The 14,623-nt window shown below is 70.8% G+C and carries 11 protein-coding genes; 5 read left to right on the top strand and 6 right to left on the bottom strand.

All coding sequences use genetic code 11. The features are described from left to right. Positions 1–117: 117 nt before the first annotated feature. Complete coding sequence (locus ACS5RC_RS17245; protein ID WP_478345127.1) at positions 118–1,530, top strand: class II 3-deoxy-7-phosphoheptulonate synthase; 1,413 nt, start codon at positions 118–120, stop codon at positions 1,528–1,530. A 225-nt stretch (positions 1,531–1,755) separates the two neighbouring features. Here ACS5RC_RS17245 and ACS5RC_RS17240 read toward each other — a convergent pair whose 3' ends face one another. Beyond that, positions 1,756–3,078, bottom strand: a complete 1,323-nt coding sequence (locus ACS5RC_RS17240) for a PQQ-dependent sugar dehydrogenase (protein ID WP_478345126.1) — start codon at positions 3,076–3,078, stop codon at positions 1,756–1,758. Positions 3,079–3,351: 273 nt separating this feature from the next. Between ACS5RC_RS17240 and trxA the strand changes: the two genes are divergently transcribed. Further along, the gene (gene trxA, locus ACS5RC_RS17235; protein WP_478345395.1) at positions 3,352–3,747 is read left to right on the top strand and encodes a thioredoxin; all 396 of its coding nucleotides are present in this window, start codon (positions 3,352–3,354) and stop codon (positions 3,745–3,747) included. A 162-nt stretch (positions 3,748–3,909) separates the two neighbouring features. Here the strand turns inward: trxA and ACS5RC_RS17230 are convergent, their stop codons facing one another. The 4 genes from ACS5RC_RS17230 to trpA all read right to left on the bottom strand — a co-directional run bounded on the left by ACS5RC_RS17230 (position 3,910) and on the right by trpA (position 8,287). Next, complete coding sequence (locus ACS5RC_RS17230; protein WP_478345125.1) at positions 3,910–4,809, bottom strand: outer membrane protein; 900 nt, start codon at positions 4,807–4,809, stop codon at positions 3,910–3,912. Between the two features lie 295 nt (positions 4,810–5,104). Then, a complete protein-coding gene (locus tag ACS5RC_RS17225; protein WP_478345124.1) occupies positions 5,105–6,430 on the bottom strand; it encodes a bifunctional folylpolyglutamate synthase/dihydrofolate synthase in 1,326 nt (441 codons plus the stop codon). Between the two features lie 17 nt (positions 6,431–6,447). Continuing rightward, the gene (gene accD / locus ACS5RC_RS17220) at positions 6,448–7,356 is read right to left on the bottom strand and encodes an acetyl-CoA carboxylase, carboxyltransferase subunit beta (RefSeq protein ID WP_478345123.1); all 909 of its coding nucleotides are present in this window, start codon (positions 7,354–7,356) and stop codon (positions 6,448–6,450) included. A 97-nt stretch (positions 7,357–7,453) separates the two neighbouring features. Beyond that, positions 7,454–8,287: a tryptophan synthase subunit alpha gene (gene trpA / locus ACS5RC_RS17215; RefSeq protein WP_478345122.1), complete on the bottom strand. Its 834-nt coding sequence runs from the start codon at positions 8,285–8,287 to the stop codon at positions 7,454–7,456. Positions 8,288–8,474: 187 nt separating this feature from the next. On the opposite strand from trpA, the gene ACS5RC_RS17210 reads away from it, so the two are divergent. The 3 genes from ACS5RC_RS17210 (at position 8,475) to gluQRS (ending at position 11,781) form a co-directional block, all read left to right on the top strand. After that, entirely contained in the window at positions 8,475–10,499 is a 2,025-nt protein-coding gene (locus ACS5RC_RS17210) for an ATP-binding protein (RefSeq protein ID WP_478345121.1), read from the top strand. 70 nt (positions 10,500–10,569) lie between these two features. Continuing rightward, entirely contained in the window at positions 10,570–10,863 is a 294-nt protein-coding gene (locus ACS5RC_RS17205) for a hypothetical protein (RefSeq protein ID WP_478345120.1), read from the top strand. A gap of 6 nt (positions 10,864–10,869) precedes the next feature. Continuing rightward, entirely contained in the window at positions 10,870–11,781 is a 912-nt protein-coding gene (gluQRS, locus tag ACS5RC_RS17200) for a tRNA glutamyl-Q(34) synthetase GluQRS (RefSeq protein WP_478345119.1), read from the top strand. Between the two features lie 351 nt (positions 11,782–12,132). Here gluQRS and ACS5RC_RS17195 read toward each other — a convergent pair whose 3' ends face one another. Next, the gene (locus ACS5RC_RS17195) at positions 12,133–14,169 is read right to left on the bottom strand and encodes a M23 family metallopeptidase (RefSeq protein ID WP_478345118.1); all 2,037 of its coding nucleotides are present in this window, start codon (positions 14,167–14,169) and stop codon (positions 12,133–12,135) included. Positions 14,170–14,623: the final 454 nt, after the last annotated feature.

Raw genomic sequence — 14,623 nt, 5'->3', positions numbered from 1 at the left:
GGGCCGGACCTGCGCGCCTCGACACTCGCGCCCGCTCGGAAACCTCTCTATAAGCGCCGCTTCCCGCGCGTGAATCGCGCACGAAGACGGTGCCGAGCGGCGCCGGGAGTTAGGACAATGGCCGAGCGTTGGGCAGCGAAGACTTCGGCTCCGGGCAACTGGGCGCCGGGGACTTGGCGCAACCTTCCGATCCAGCAGGTTCCCGATTATCCGGATCCTGCCGCGCTGAAGACCGTCGAGGCGCAGATCGCGAGCTTTCCCCCGCTCGTTTTTGCCGGAGAGGCCCGCAAGCTGAAGGCGTCGCTCGCGCGCGTCGCGGCCGGCGAGGCGTTCCTGCTCCAGGGCGGCGACTGCGCCGAGAGCTTCGACGAGCATTCCGCCGACAACATCCGCGATTTCTTCCGGGTGTTCCTGCAGATGGCCCTGGTCCTCACCTTCGCGGGCGGCTCGCCCGTGGTGAAGGTCGGGCGCATCGCCGGGCAATTCGCCAAGCCGCGCTCCTCGCCGACCGAGACGCTCGACGGCGTCGCCCTGCCGAGCTACCGCGGCGACATCGTCAATGGGATCGCCTTCAACGAGGAGGCGCGCATCCCCGATCCGCGCCGCCAGCTCGAGGCCTATCGGCAATCGGCGGCGACGCTCAACCTGCTGCGCGCCTTCGCCACCGGCGGCTACGCCAATCTCGAGAACGCCCATCGCTGGATGCTGGGCTTCGTCAAGGACAGCCCGCAATCCTCGCGCTACACGGACGTGGCGGGCCGGATGTCGGACGCGCTCGACTTCATGCGTGCGATCGGGATCAATCCCGAGACCCATCAGGAAGTGCGCACCACCGACTTCTTCACCAGCCACGAGGCTCTGCTGCTGGGCTACGAGGAGGCGCTGACCCGCGTCGATTCGACGAGCGGCGACTGGTACGCAACGTCCGGGCACATGCTCTGGATCGGCGACCGCACCCGCCAGCCCGACCACGCCCATATCGAGTACGCGCGCGGCATCAAGAACCCGATCGGCCTCAAGTGCGGGCCGTCGATGACGGCCGAGGGCCTGATCCGGCTCGTGGACATGCTGAACCCGGAGAACGAGGCCGGGCGCCTCAGCCTGATCTGCCGCTTCGGCGCGGACAAGGTCGGCGACCACCTGCCCAAGCTCGTCCGGGCGGTCGAGCGCGAGGGACGCAAGGTGGTCTGGGTCTGCGATCCGATGCACGGCAACACCGTCGCGGCGGGTCGCTACAAGACCCGGCCGTTCGAGCGGGTGATGCAGGAGATCGAGGGCTTCTTCGGCGTGCACCGGGCCGAGGGCACGATCGCCGGAGGCATCCACCTCGAGATGACCGGCAAGGACGTCACCGAGTGCACGGGCGGTGCGCGGGCGCTCACGGCGGACGACCTGCAGGATCGCTACCACACCTATTGCGACCCGCGCCTCAACGCGGAGCAGGCTCTGGAGGTGGCGTTCCTCACCGCGGAGCTGGTGAAGCGCGAGCGCTCAGAGATCGAGCGCCCCCGCCTCGACGCGGCGGAATGAGAACGCGACATGGTCTCGGATCGGCCTCTCCGCCGGTCCGAGACCGTGCCCGTTGTGCGGCTGCTCAGTGCAGCCAGTTCGTGAAGAAGTAGATCAGCAGAATCACCGGCAGCGGAATGCCGATGAGCCACAACAAGCCGCCTCTGAGCATTGCGGAACTCCTACAACCGTAAGGTGTAAGAAACGGCATAGGTCTCCGTTGAGTTCCGGCGCTCGGGGCACCGATCAGCCTTCCTTGCCGTTCGGCTGCTTGTCCGCGTCCGGGCTCCCATCCTTGCCGCCCTTGGGCGTCAGCTTCAGGATCCGGCCGTTCGTGTCGTCGATGACGGCGTAGACCGCCCCGTCCGGCCCGACGCGCACGTCGCGCACCCGCCCGTCGAGAGGGATGCGTTCCTCCGTGACAACGGTGTCGCCGTCGAGCTTGAGCGCCACGAGCCCGGCGCTCACCAAGCCGCCGATCAGGAAATCGCCCTTCCAGGCCGGGAACAGGTCGCCGGTATAGAGCGCCATGCCGCCCGGTCCGATGACGGGATCCCAGTAATAGGCCGGCTGGGCCGTGCCGGCGGCCTGGGTCACGCCCTCGCCGATCTTCTCGCCCGAATACTCGATGCCGTATGTCGCGATCGGCCAGCCGTAATTCACGCCCGGACGCGGCCGGTTGAGCTCGTCGCCGCCGAGGGGACCGTGCTCGACGGTCCAGAGCCGGCCCTGCCCGTCGAGGGCCGCGGCCTGGACGTTGCGGTGGCCGTAGGACCAGATCTCCGGCCGCGCCTTCTCGCTGCCTGCAAACGGGTTGTCCTTCGGCGCGTTGCCGTCCGTGTCGATCCGGAAGACCTTGCCGAGGCCGCTGGTCAGGTCCTGGGCCTGTCCGCGCGTGGCCTTGTCGGAGCGCTCGCCCACCGTGACGAAGAGCTTGCCGTCCGGCGCGAAGACCAGACGCGAGCCGAAGTGCTTGTCGCCGTCATAGGTCGGCATCTGCCGGAAAATGACCTTCAGCTCCTCCAGCTTGGCGCCGCCCTTGCCGTCCTCGATCAGCTTGGCCCGGGCCACGCTGGTGCCGTTGCCCTTCTCACGCGGCTCGCTGTAGCTGAAGAAGACCAGCCGATCGGACGAGAAGCCCGGACTGAGGACGATGTCGAGCAGGCCGCCCTGTCCGCGGGCATCGACCTTGGGGACGCCCGCCACCGCCGGCCCGACGCTGCCGTCCTTGGCGACGAGACGGATCTTGCCGGCCTTCTCGGTGACGATCATGCGGCCGTCCGGCAGGAACTCCATCGCCCAGGGGTTGGCCAAGCCCTTGACCACCGTGGCGACCGCGACCTCGCTCGCCTGCGCCGGCTTCGGGGCCCGGGTCTGGTTCGGCAGGAGCGGTTTGTAGGGGGTGTTCGGAGCCTCGGTCTCGGCGGTGGTCGTACCGGCGGTCGGGGCTGCGGGAGCGCTGAAGGCTCCGCCCTCGATGCGGGAAGCCGGCGTCTCCTGGCCGGACGCGGCGCCCGCGAGGGCGAGCGTCGCGAAGGCCGTGAGGGTGATGGATGGAATGCGCGTCACCTGGAGATCCTCCGTGACCGGTGTTCGGTCGGGACTGTGGTCGGTTTTCCGCGCCGGCCCTCGGGCCAGGCGGAGCGGACGATGCCTGAGAGGTGATCCGGCCGGACCCCGGCCCGGCGCGGCCCGAGGGCGGCGAGCCCCGCCTGGGCCAGAGATGGGGCGGGGCCCGGGAAGTTCGAGGCTTGCGGCGCGCGGGGTCCCATCCCCCAACCGCACCTCGCCGGTGCGCCAGCGCTCGTCGCGCCACCTTGACCGGCACCCGGGACGTCGCCAATTCTCCCCGCACGAGGCGGCGGGCCTTCGTGGCCCGCAGCCCGCGCTGAGGAAAGGGTACGTGTTATGGCGACGGTGAAAGTGACCGACGCGAGCTTCGAGCAGGACGTTCTCAAGTCTGCCGAGCCGGTCGTGGTGGATTTCTGGGCCGAGTGGTGCGGCCCCTGTCGGCAGATCGGCCCGGCCCTCGAGGAGATTTCCGCCGACCTTCAGGGGCGGGTGAAGATCGCCAAGGTCAACGTCGACGAGAACCCGGGCATCGCCTCGCAGTACGGCATCCGCTCGATCCCGACCCTGCTCCTGTTCAAGAACGGCGAGCGGGTGGACCAGAAGGTCGGCGCCGCCCCCAAGGGCGATCTCTCCCGCTGGATCAGCGCCCAGACCGCCACGGCCTGAGACCGGCGATCCGCGCATCCCGGCTTCCCGGGAGGGTGCTAACAAAAAAGCCCGGCCGTGAGGCCGGGCTTTCAGGTTTCAGGACCCAATGGTGTCGGAAGCCTGCGCTTCTCGCGATCCGGAGCCCGGGAGCCTCTCGGCTCCGGGCTCCGTCCGGTTTTCTTAGTAGGAGCCGAACTTGTAGTTCAGGCCGGCGCGGACGACCGCGAAGGCGTTGTCGTCGCGGCGGACGTTGACGGTGTTGAACACCGGCAGCACGGCGCCGCCCGGGGTCGTGAAGGCGCCGACCAGCGTGCCGTTGTTGTTGCCGGTGTTGCGGTCGAGGTTGACGTACAGGCCTTCGACCTTGAGCGTCACGGCCGACGAGCGGAAGAAGTTCAGGAACGAGTCCGTGGGGAGAGCGTACTCGACGCCGCCGCCGACGGTCCAGCCGGTGACGAAGTCGTCGCGGCGGTTCGTGAAGCTCGTGAAGGCGACGCGGGCGCCCTGGTCACCCGTGGCGTAGGCGAAACCGCCGGTGCCGTAGAACAGAACGCGGTCGAAGGCGTAGCCGATGCGGCCGCGGACGGTGCCGAAGAAGTCGAGGGTGCTCAGGAGGCCGTCGACCGGGGTGAAGCCCGGGTTGACGATGCCCGTGGTGAAGCGGCCACGGCTGCGGCCGTTACCGAAGTCGAGGTACTGGGCGTCGGCTTCGACACCGACGACCACGCCCGAACCCGGGGTGAACTGGTAGTTGTAGCCGATCTGGCCACCACCGGTGAAGCCTTCGTTGTTGTTGTTGGCGAACACCAGCGACTGGCCGATCGGCAGGATGCCGGCCGGAACAGCGGCGCCGGCCTGCGTGATCACGACGGGGTTCGTCGCGGTCTGCGTGAAGCCGTTGGCGGTGCGGTTGCTGGCGTCGAAGCCGTAACCGGCGTTGAAACCGGCGTAGAAGCCCGTCCAGGTGAACACCGGAACCGGCGTGAAGACCGGCGGCGGAGCGCGGCGCGGAAGGTCGGCGGCGTTCGCGGCAGCGGTGAGCGCCGTGAAGGTGGCCAATGACGTAAGAAGCTTTTTCACTTTTTCGATCCCCAGCATAGTGCCCGATCGCCGTGGACGATAAGTGATTTTCCACAGCCAAGATGTAGCGCGGCTGCCACAGCCTCCCGGACTCGCCGCCGACGGTTTGGAGACCGGCGTCAACACTTGCTTAAGTCGAGGACGACGCAAGTCCGGCGCGCGTCGGTCGGACGGCCCGACAATCGCCGCACGGTACGGTCGCGGACGAGCCCCGCTCCAGGGCTGTATCCGTTCCCTCCCGGACAGTCCTCGCGGCCTCTGTCTGCGCTTCGCTCCGACGACCGGGGCGGCCGGTTCAGGTCGGCGGCGTGTCGTTGGCGGTAAGGACGGCGCCCGCGAGGTAGAGCGAGCCGCAGATCAGGATGCGCGGCGGACGCTCGAACGCGATGTCGGACACGCTGGCCAGCGCCGCCTCGATGCTCGGGGCGACGCGGGCCGAGAGGCCGACGCTCTCGGCGATGCGGGCGACCTCCTCGGCCGGGCGCGCCGCCATCTGGCTGGCGATCGGCACGGCGATCAGCGCGCGCGACAGCCCCACGAAGTGGCGCAGGAACCCCTCCGCGTCCTTGGTGCCGAGCAGGCCCACGATCAGCACCAGCGGCACGTCGCTGCGGTCGCCGAGATCGGCGGTGGCGGCGGCGAGGATGCGCCCGCCGTCGATGTTGTGGCCGCCGTCGAGCCAGAGCTCCGCCCCCTCGGGCACCAGCGCTGAGAGGCGTCCGCGGCTGAGGCGCTGCAGGCGGCCCGGCCAGTCGACGTTGCGCAGGCCGGCCTCGATCGCCGCCGTGCCGATGTCGCCGAAGCCCGCCGCCCGCAGGGCCGCGATGGCGGTGCCCGCGTTGGTGAGCTGATGGCGCCCGACCAGGCGGGGCCGGGGCAGGTCGAACAGGTCGATCTCGTCCTGGAAGACGAGGCGCCCGCGCTCCTCGTGCACGGAGAAATCCTGGTTGCCGACCCGGATCGGCACGGCGCCGACGGCCTCGGCGTGGCGGCACAGAACCGCGTCGGCCTCGACGTAGTCCTGGGCGGCGATCACCGCCGGGCAGCCGCGCTTGAAGATGCCGGCCTTCTCGGTCGCCACGGCCTCGACGGTGTCGCCCAGATACTCGGCGTGGTCGCGCCCGATCGGCGTCACCACCGCGGCCGCCACCGTGTCGATCACGTTGGTCGCGTCGACCCGGCCGCCGAGGCCGACCTCGAGCAGGAGCACGTCCGCGGGCGCCTCGGAGAACAGCAGCAGGGCCGCCGCCGTCGTGATCTCGAACACCGTGATCGGGGCGCCCGCATTGGCCGCCTCGCAGCGGGCGAAGGCGTCGGCCAGCCGGTCCTCGGGCACGAAGGCGCCGCCGCCGATGGCGCCGAGCCGGATCCGCTCATGGAAGCGCACGAGGTGGGGCGAGGTGTAGACGTGGGCCGCGAGGCCTCCGGCCTCCAGGATCGCCCGCATGAAGGCGATGGTGGAGCCCTTGCCGTTGGTGCCGGCGACGTGGATCACCGGCGGCAGCCGGCGCTCCGGATGGTTGAGGGCCGCCAGCAGGCGCTGGATGCGCCCGAGCGACAGGTCGATCGTCCGCGGGTGCAGGGCGAGGAAGCGCGCCATCAGCGCATCGGAGGAATCCATGGCCGGAGCGTCCGGGATCAGGCCGGTTCGGGCAGCGCGACCCGGGTCTCGGTGCCCCCGGCCTGCGGCCGCACGTCGAGGAGCAGACCGCAGATCCGGGCGATCGTCTCCTTGAGGGCGTGGCGATGCACCACTTGGTCGACCATGCCGTGGTCGCGCAGGTACTCGGAGCGTTGGAAGCCGTCGGGCAGCTTCTCCCGGATGGTCTGCTCGATCACCCGCGGACCCGCGAAGCAGATCAGCGCGCCGGGCTCGGCGAGATGGACGTCGCCCAGCATGGCGTAGGAGGCCGTGACGCCGCCCGTCGTCGGATTCGTCAGCACCACGATGTAGGGAAGCTTGGCCGCGTTCAGCCGTCGGACCGCCACGGTGGTCCGCGGCATCTGCATCAGGGAGAGGATGCCCTCCTGCATCCGCGCCCCGCCCGAGGCCGCGAACAGCACGTAGGGGGTGCGCTTGTCGAGCGCCGTCTCGGCGCCCCGCACGAAGGCCTCCCCTGCCGCCATGCCGAGCGAGCCGGCCATGAATCCGAATTCCTGGGCGGCCAGCGTCATCGGCAATCCGCCGACCCGGCCGAACCCGACCTTGAAGGCGTCCTGCATGCCGGTCTTGGCGCGGGCGTCCTTGAGCCGGTCGACGTAGCGCTTCTCGTCGCGGAATTTCAGCGGATCGACGGCGACCTCCGGCAGCGGCACGTCGATCCAGGTGCCCTCGTCAAACATCATCTTCAGGCGCGCCTGGGCACTCATCTTGAGGTGGTGCTCCGAGCCCGGGATCACCCAATGATTGCTCTCCACCTCCTTGTGGAAGACCATCTGGCCGGTGTCCGGGCATTTGACCCAGAGGTTCTCAGGCGTCTCGCGCTTGAACAGGGTCTTGATCTTGGGGCGCACGACCTCCGAGATCCAGTTCATCGGCTCTACCATCGTGCAGTGCCCGTGTTGTCCCGCAGATGTCGATATCGGGGTTCGCGGCGGGAACCGCCAGGGTTGTGCCCCGGGCGGCTCCCCGCGAGGCCCGTGCTCAGGCGGCGCGCCGGACGGAGCGCACGCCCGCGGCAAGTTCCCGCACGAGGCCCGCCACTGCCTCGACGGTGCCCGCCTGCGCCTTGCCCTCGGCGTCGAGGGAGCGATGCAGCGTGTCGACGATGGCCGAGCCCACCACCACGCCGTCGGCGCCCTCGGCGATCGCGGCGGCGTGGGCGCCCGTCTTCACGCCGAACCCGACCACGACCGGCAGGTCGGTGTGACGGGTGATCCGCCGCACGGCCTGGGTGACCTGCCCGAAATCCGGGGTGGCGGTGCCGGTGATGCCGTTGATCGAGACGTAATAGACGAAGCCTGCGGTGTTCGCGAGAACGGCGGGCAGGCGCGCGTCGTCGGTGGTCGGGGTCGCCAGCCGGATGAAGGCGAGCCCCTTGGCCAGCGCCGGCAGGCAGAGCTCCTCGTCCTCCTCCGGCGGCAGGTCGACCACGATCAGGCCGTCGATCCCGGCCGCCACGGCGTCGGCGAGGAAGCGCTCGACCCCGTAGGTGTAGATCGGGTTGTAGTAGCCCATCAGGATGACGGGCGTGTCGGCGTCGCCCGCGCGGAAGCGGCGGACGAGGTCGAGGGTCTTGGCCACGCTCTGGCCGGCCTTCAGCGCGCGCAGCCCCGCCGCCTGGATCGCCGGCCCGTCCGCCATCGGGTCGGTGAAGGGCAGGCCGAATTCCACGATGTCGGCGCCCGCCTGCGGCAGGGCCTCGAGCACCCGCAGGGAGGTCTCGGGATCGGGGTCGCCCGCCATCACGTAGGTGACGAGGGCGGCGCGCCCGGCCGCGCGGCAGCGGGCGAAGGTGGCGTCGATGCGGCTCGGCATGGCGTCTGAAGGCTCGTGACCGGGAAACGGGATCAAGCCGCCGCGCCTACACCATCGCGGCGGGCCCGTGAAGCGCGGCGTGGTTCGGCGGTTCCGTCAAGGTCCGGTTAAGGGCCTTTGCCAAGGGCGCGTTCAGCACCGTCTGCGACAACGATCCCGGCGGGCTCTCCCGCCGGGGGAGACCCGCATGGACGTCGCCATCCTCGTCGCGGTTCTGAGCGTGGGTCTCGGTCTTGTCGGCCTGGCGCTCCGGCGCCGGCCTGGCTCCTCGCACGAGGAGGCCGAAGCCGAATTGCTGCACGACCGGATCTGGCGCATCGCCGAGAGCGAGGAGCGCTACCGGGCCCTGGTGGCCGCCACCATGGACGTGATCGTGCAGCGGGACGCGCACGGACGCATCACCTTCGCCAGCGACGGCTTCGCCCATCTCGTCGGGCGCGAGCCGATCGATCTGATCGGCGAGACCCTCGACCTCGCGATCATCGAGTCGGGTCCGGTTTCGGTCGGGCCCGACGGCGTGCGGCGGGCCGAGCGCCGGGTGCGGGGCGCGGACGGAGCGGCGCGCTGGTTCGCCTTCGTCGAGATGCCGGTCGGGCGGGAGGAGGTCTCGCTGCAATGGCTCTGCGCGGGCTACGACATCACCGGGCGGGTCGAGGCCGTGCGCTCCCTCGACGAGGCGCTCGCGCGGGCGGAGGCCGCAAACGTCGCCAAGTCGCGCTTCCTCGCCACCGTCAGCCACGAGTTCCGCACGCCGCTGAACGGCATCCTGGGCATGACCGACCTCGTCCTCGCCACGGGGCTCGACCCGGAGCAGCGCACCTATGTCGAGGCGGTCGGCACCAGCGGGAAGGCGCTGCTCGGGCTGATCGACGGGATCCTGGATTTCTCGCGGATCGAGGCCGGTCGCCTCGACCTCGCCTCGGAGCCCTTCGACCTCGGGGCGCTGGCGGGAGGCGTGGTCGAGCTGCTGGCGCCGCGCGCCCAGGACAAGGGCATCGAGATCGCCCTCGACGTGGCCGACGACCTGCCGGCCTGCGTGATCGGCGATTCCGACCGCGTTCGCCAGATCCTGATCAATCTGGCGGGCAACGCCATCAAGTTCACCGGCTCGGGCGGCGTCGGCGTCAGCCTCGACCGGTGGCCGGAGGGCATCGCCCTCACGGTGCGTGACACCGGACCCGGCATTCCCGAGGACAGGCTGCCGATGCTGTTCGAGGAATTCGAGCAGGGCGACGGCAGCGCGAGCCGGCGCCACGAGGGCACCGGCCTCGGGCTCGCGATCACGCGGCGGCTCGTCGACCGGATGGGCGGGCGGATCGAAGCGGAATCGCGGCTGGGGCACGGGTCGGTGTTCCGGGTAATGCTGCCGCTGCCAGCCGCCCCTCCGCAGGCGGTCCCGACGCCCGCTCCGCTGCCCGCCCTCGACCTCGGCGGACGGCGCGTGCTCATCGTGGCGGATTCGCCGTTCCAGGCGCCGTATCTCGCCCGGGCGCTCGCCCGCTCGGGCGCGGCCTCCGTGATGGTGACGGATGTCGAGGCCGGCCTCGACGCGCTCTCGGGCGCGGCGTTCGATGCGCTGATCGCGGACCGGGCTTTGGGCGATGCCGGGGTGCGCCGGCTCGCGGAGGCGGCCCGCGCCGGGGGCGTGCGCGCCTCGCTGATCCTGCTCTCGCCCTTCGACCGCCGCGAATTCGGGGCGCCGGCCGCCGCGGGATTCGACGGCTACCTGATCAAGCCGGTGCGCGCCCGCTCCCTGATCGAGCGGCTGCTCGCCCCCGGGCCGGCCGGCCCGGCCATTGCCCCGGTACTGCTGTCGGTGGCCCCGGTCCCGCTCCGGCGCCGGGTGCTGCTCGCCGAGGACAACCCGATCAACGCCCTGCTGGCGACGCGCGCCCTGGAGAGGCTCGGGGCGGAGGTGGTCCACGCCGCCGACGGCCTCGAGGCGCTCGCCCGCCTCGCCGATGCGGGTCCGTTCGATCTCGCACTGATCGATGTGCGCATGCCCAACCTCGACGGGCACGAGACCGCCCGCAGGATCCGGGCGGCCGAGGCGCGGGGCGCCCCGCGCCGCCACCTCGTCGCCCTGACGGCCCCTGCGGGCCGGGAGGACGAGCGCGCCGCCCGGGCGGCCGGATTCGACGGATTCCTCGCCAAGCCCCTTAACCTCCAGGCCCTCCCGGCCCTGCTGGAGCGGGATGCGGCGGCCGCCTGACGCGGCGCCGTCGGATCCGGTCGGCGCTTCGCGTTGACAGGACGCCGCCCGGCGCGCGAACACGTCGAACATGGCGACACCTCCCGCGACACCGTCCGAGCCGAACTTCGAGCCGCGCGGCGGCGCGCCCGCTGCCTGGGGCATCGTCGCGCTCACCGTCGCGACGGTGCTGATCGGCGCGCTCGCCCCCGCGCCCGCGCCCCATAAGGCCGCCGGCACCGAGGCCGCCTGCCTCGAGTGGAGCGACGGCTGCCGCATCTGCCGTCAACTGGCCGACGGCCCGGCCTGCTCGCTGCCCGGCATCGCCTGCACGCCGGGCGAGCCGCGCTGCCTGATCCGCGCCGAGGGCCGGGCGCGGGACTGAGGCCGCTTGAGCGCCGTCCGCCTCCGGTTCGCACCGAGCCCGAACGGGCGCCTGCATCTCGGCCACGCCTATTCGGCGCTCCTGAATGCCGAATTCGCCCGGATCCTCGGCGGGGACCTGTTCCTGCGGATCGAGGACATCGATCCCGTGCGCTCCAGGCCCGAGCTGATCGCGGCGATCCGGGAGGATCTCGCGTGGCTCGGCATCCCGGTGCGCGGGCCGGTGCGGCGCCAATCCGAACATCTCTCTGAGTACGCGGCCGAGCGCGACCGCCTCGCCGCTGCGGGCCTCGCCTACCGGTGCTTCTGCTCGCGCGGGGCGATCCGCGTCGCCTCCGATCCGGCCGGTCCGCGCGATCCCGATGGCACGCCGCTCTATCCCGGCACTTGCCGGAATCTCGGCGAGGCCGCGATCCGCGAGCGCCTCGCGGCCGGCGCGCCCCACACCTGGCGGCTCGACATGGCCCGGGCGCTCGCCGCCGCGCCGGGGCCCTACGTCTACACGGCCTTCGCGCCGGGCGAGACCGACCGTGCCGTCCCGGCCGATCCGGCCCGGTGGGGCGACGCGGTGATCGCCCGGCGGGACGTGCCGACGAGCTACCATCTCGCCGTGGTTCGGGACGATGCCGTCCAGGGCATCTCCCACGTGGTGCGCGGCCGCGATCTCGAGGCGGCCACCGACCTCCACGTGCTGCTGCAGAGGCTCCTCACGTCCCCGAGCCCGCGCTACCATCACCACCGCGTGATCCTCGACGCGGCCGGCGACAAGCTCGCCAAGTCGCGGGGCTCACGGTCCCTGGTCGATCTGCGCACGGCCGGTGCGACGCCGGCCGACATCGCGGCGGCGCTCGGGCTGCCGTTGGGCGGCCTGTCCGGCGGGCCGGAGCGACCGATCGGGGGAGCGTGCGCGAAACCGTGAGCGCTCGCGGCGGCGATGCCTGCCGCCTCGACACGAGCGGACGGCCGCTCGGCATCGCGCGCAACGGCTGGGTCGGCATCCGCAAGATCGCGGAACCGACCGATTTCGCGCCCGTCGGCGCGTTCGGCAGGCCGTGGCCGTCACCCAGGGCCGCCTGTCGTGGTGGTGAACGATCGGGCCGGACTGCCCGCAGGGACGGCCGGCTCCCGGGCGAGGCGGGACGATGGATGTCCCGGTATCGGCGAACCGCGCCCGGTCGCCGGTCGGGCGGCTCGGTATGGATTCAGGTGCGGGCTTCTGGATCGGTGCGGCTTCGCCGCCGCGTTGCGGCCACGCGGGCCTCGACCGCCCTCAACGGATGGCGGTCTCGCGCTGCGCCGTTGCCGTCGGGGTCTTCGATTGCTGCATCTCGCCCTCGATCACGTCGCGCTGGCGCTTGAACTCGGCGAGGAGGCGACCGTCGAGTTCGCGGCCGCGCGGGACGCGGATCTTCATCGGGTCGACGAAATGCCCGTTGATGATGACCTCGTAATGGAGGTGGGCGCCGGTCGAGAGGCCGGTCGAGCCGACGTAGCCGATCACCTGTCCCTGGCGGACGCGGGTGCCGGCGCTGATGCCGCGGCCGAACCGGGACATGTGATTGTAGGTGGTGACGTAGCCGTTCAGGTGCTGGATCTCGACGCGGCGCCCGTAGCCGGAATCCCACTCGGCCTTGATCACCGTGCCGTTGCCCGCCGCGACGATCGGCGTGCCGATCGGGTTCGCCCAGTCGACGCCGGTGTGGAGCTTGGCGTAGCCCAGGACGGGGTGGCGCCGGTAGCCGAAGCCGGAGCGCATGATGCCGTCGGCGATCGGCTTGCGGATCAGGAACTTCTTCAGGGAGCGGCCCTGCTCGTCGAGATAGTCGATCGCGCCGTCGTCGGGGGATTGGAAGCGGTAGATCTTGCGGACCTCGCCGCCGAGGTTGAGCGCGGCGTAGAGCAGATCGGGCCGGTCGGCGCTCTGACCGGAATCCTCGTCGTAGGTGTAGAAGACGTCGAGGCTGTCGCCGCCCGAGATGCGGCGCTGGAAATCGAGGTCGTAGCTGAACACCCGGACGATGTCCTCGACGGCGGCGCGCGGCAGGTCGTGGCGCGCGGCCGTCTCGTAGAGGCTCTGGTACAGGCGCGGCCCGGAGCCGCTGTCCTCCTCCCCGTCCTCGCTCGCATCGACCGGCGCTGCCGGCTTGCGCGCGGGCGATTCCGCCGCGGGCGGGGCAACCGACACGAAGCCTCCGCGATCGTTCATCGCAGCGATCGCCTCTATCCCGTTCTCACCATAGAGAACCACCCGCGTGACCTGCCGTGCGTCCCCCGGCCGAACCCCAGGCCCGACCTGCACCCGCAGGCGCTGTCCCTCAAGAAGCGCAGCGACCCGGGAGCGGCCGCCGAGCGCCGTGACGACGCCACGAATCTGCTCGTCGGCCGCGAAGCCTGTCGCCCGGAGCGCGTTCTCCAGGGACTCGTTGCGTCGCAGAGCCAGATCGCGCTCCTCGACGAGGGGAGGGTCACCCGGACGCAGATCCGCCTTGGCGAGCTTGGTCACGTTCTCCGGAACGACCAGCACATCGATCGATTTGAATGGGCTTCCCTCCCGGGCGTTGCCCAGATCAACCGGGCCCGCCGTCGGCTGCAGCGTGCGCGAGAGCAGAAGTTGCGGGGCGACCGGCAGCGTCGTGCGCCGCCCGGCCTCCGCCGCGATCCGACGCTCCTCCTCAACTTGGGCGGTGACGGCATCGTCACCGAGCGACGGAGAGACCGGATCGATCACCGCCTCGGACAAGGCGCGTTTCACCACCGTAACTTCGGCTCCGGGTGCGTCGGCTGTGCCGGGGTCGGCCGCACGCTCGAGCGGCTCGTCGCTGACGAACTTCATCGGATCGAAGGGCGGGATGTCGCCCGCATAGAGGCCGACGGTCTGCGACAGGGCGGCGCTGACGCGGACGAAGGGCCGAACCTTGATGATCTCGCGGTCCCCGAGTTTCACGGTGACAGGCGCGCGGAAGCTCTGCTTCGTCGAAGCGATCATCGGGTTGCGGACGAGTCGGTCGCTCTTGCGCGCCAAATTGCTGCCGCCCTCCGTCGTCGGTTGCGGACGGGGGTTCAGTGTCGCGACCTGCGGGATCGCGGCAAATGAGGAATCGCCCTGCAGCGAGACGTGCAACGCTGCGCCGATCAATCCTGCACCAGCAATGCCCGTGAGCGCGCTGGCGCAGAGCCAGCGCAGGTTGACCGCGCGCCGGTCCATCTGAGCGCTGCCTGTGCCGAGCGCGGCGATCGGTGGCTCGATCCCACGAGTGCCCGCAGCAGCGTAGCCGGCAACACCGATTCTGATGCGGTCACGGCTCACGCTGACGATCCTGGTGGGTTTCGTGGGAGAGGACGCCATCGCGCGCCCCGGAGCAAGACCATGTCCGGGCGTAGGATGTCGAGATTAGGGCCACGGACGCTCCATCCGCCGACACGTTGTGCGATAGCCCGCCGATACCGAGAAACTCGCCGCGCCTCGTCACGGTCCGGTCGTCCGATTTTCGTCCCGCTGTCGTTTTGGGTGTTGACGGGCCGCGAGGCGATCCGTATACCCCTGGTCATCGGCGCCGGCCGCGAGAGTGGACCGGGCGCCGACGCTTCTTCTGACAACGACGGACGGGATGCTCCGGTGAGAGCCGGGCGGTCCGCTATTGTTGTCTCCAGAAGGGTGTGAACCCCGGATCTTCCCCGCCTCGGCGGTTCGGACCCCGGGTTGACACGGAGGGCGGCGGGCTCTAGACGGCCCACCACCGCAGCGACGGACCAGCCCTCGG

It is taken from the genome of Methylobacterium sp. HJ2, assembly GCF_056431005.1.
Note: the sequence above shows the minus strand (reverse complement) of the source record. Positions and strands in the feature narration are given on the sequence as shown.

Excerpts from the sequence above, each read along its gene's own strand:
- ACS5RC_RS17245 (WP_478345127.1), top strand. The coding sequence starts at position 118 with ATGGCCGAGCGTTGGGCAGCGAAGACTTCGGCTCCGGGCAACTGGGCG.
- ACS5RC_RS17225 (WP_478345124.1), bottom strand. The coding sequence starts at position 6,430 with ATGGATTCCTCCGATGCGCTGATGGCGCGCTTCCTCGCCCTGCACCCG.
- accD (WP_478345123.1), bottom strand. The coding sequence starts at position 7,356 with ATGGTAGAGCCGATGAACTGGATCTCGGAGGTCGTGCGCCCCAAGATC.
- trpA (WP_478345122.1), bottom strand. The coding sequence starts at position 8,287 with ATGCCGAGCCGCATCGACGCCACCTTCGCCCGCTGCCGCGCGGCCGGG.
- ACS5RC_RS17210 (WP_478345121.1), top strand. The coding sequence starts at position 8,475 with ATGGACGTCGCCATCCTCGTCGCGGTTCTGAGCGTGGGTCTCGGTCTT.
- ACS5RC_RS17205 (WP_478345120.1), top strand. The coding sequence starts at position 10,570 with ATGGCGACACCTCCCGCGACACCGTCCGAGCCGAACTTCGAGCCGCGC.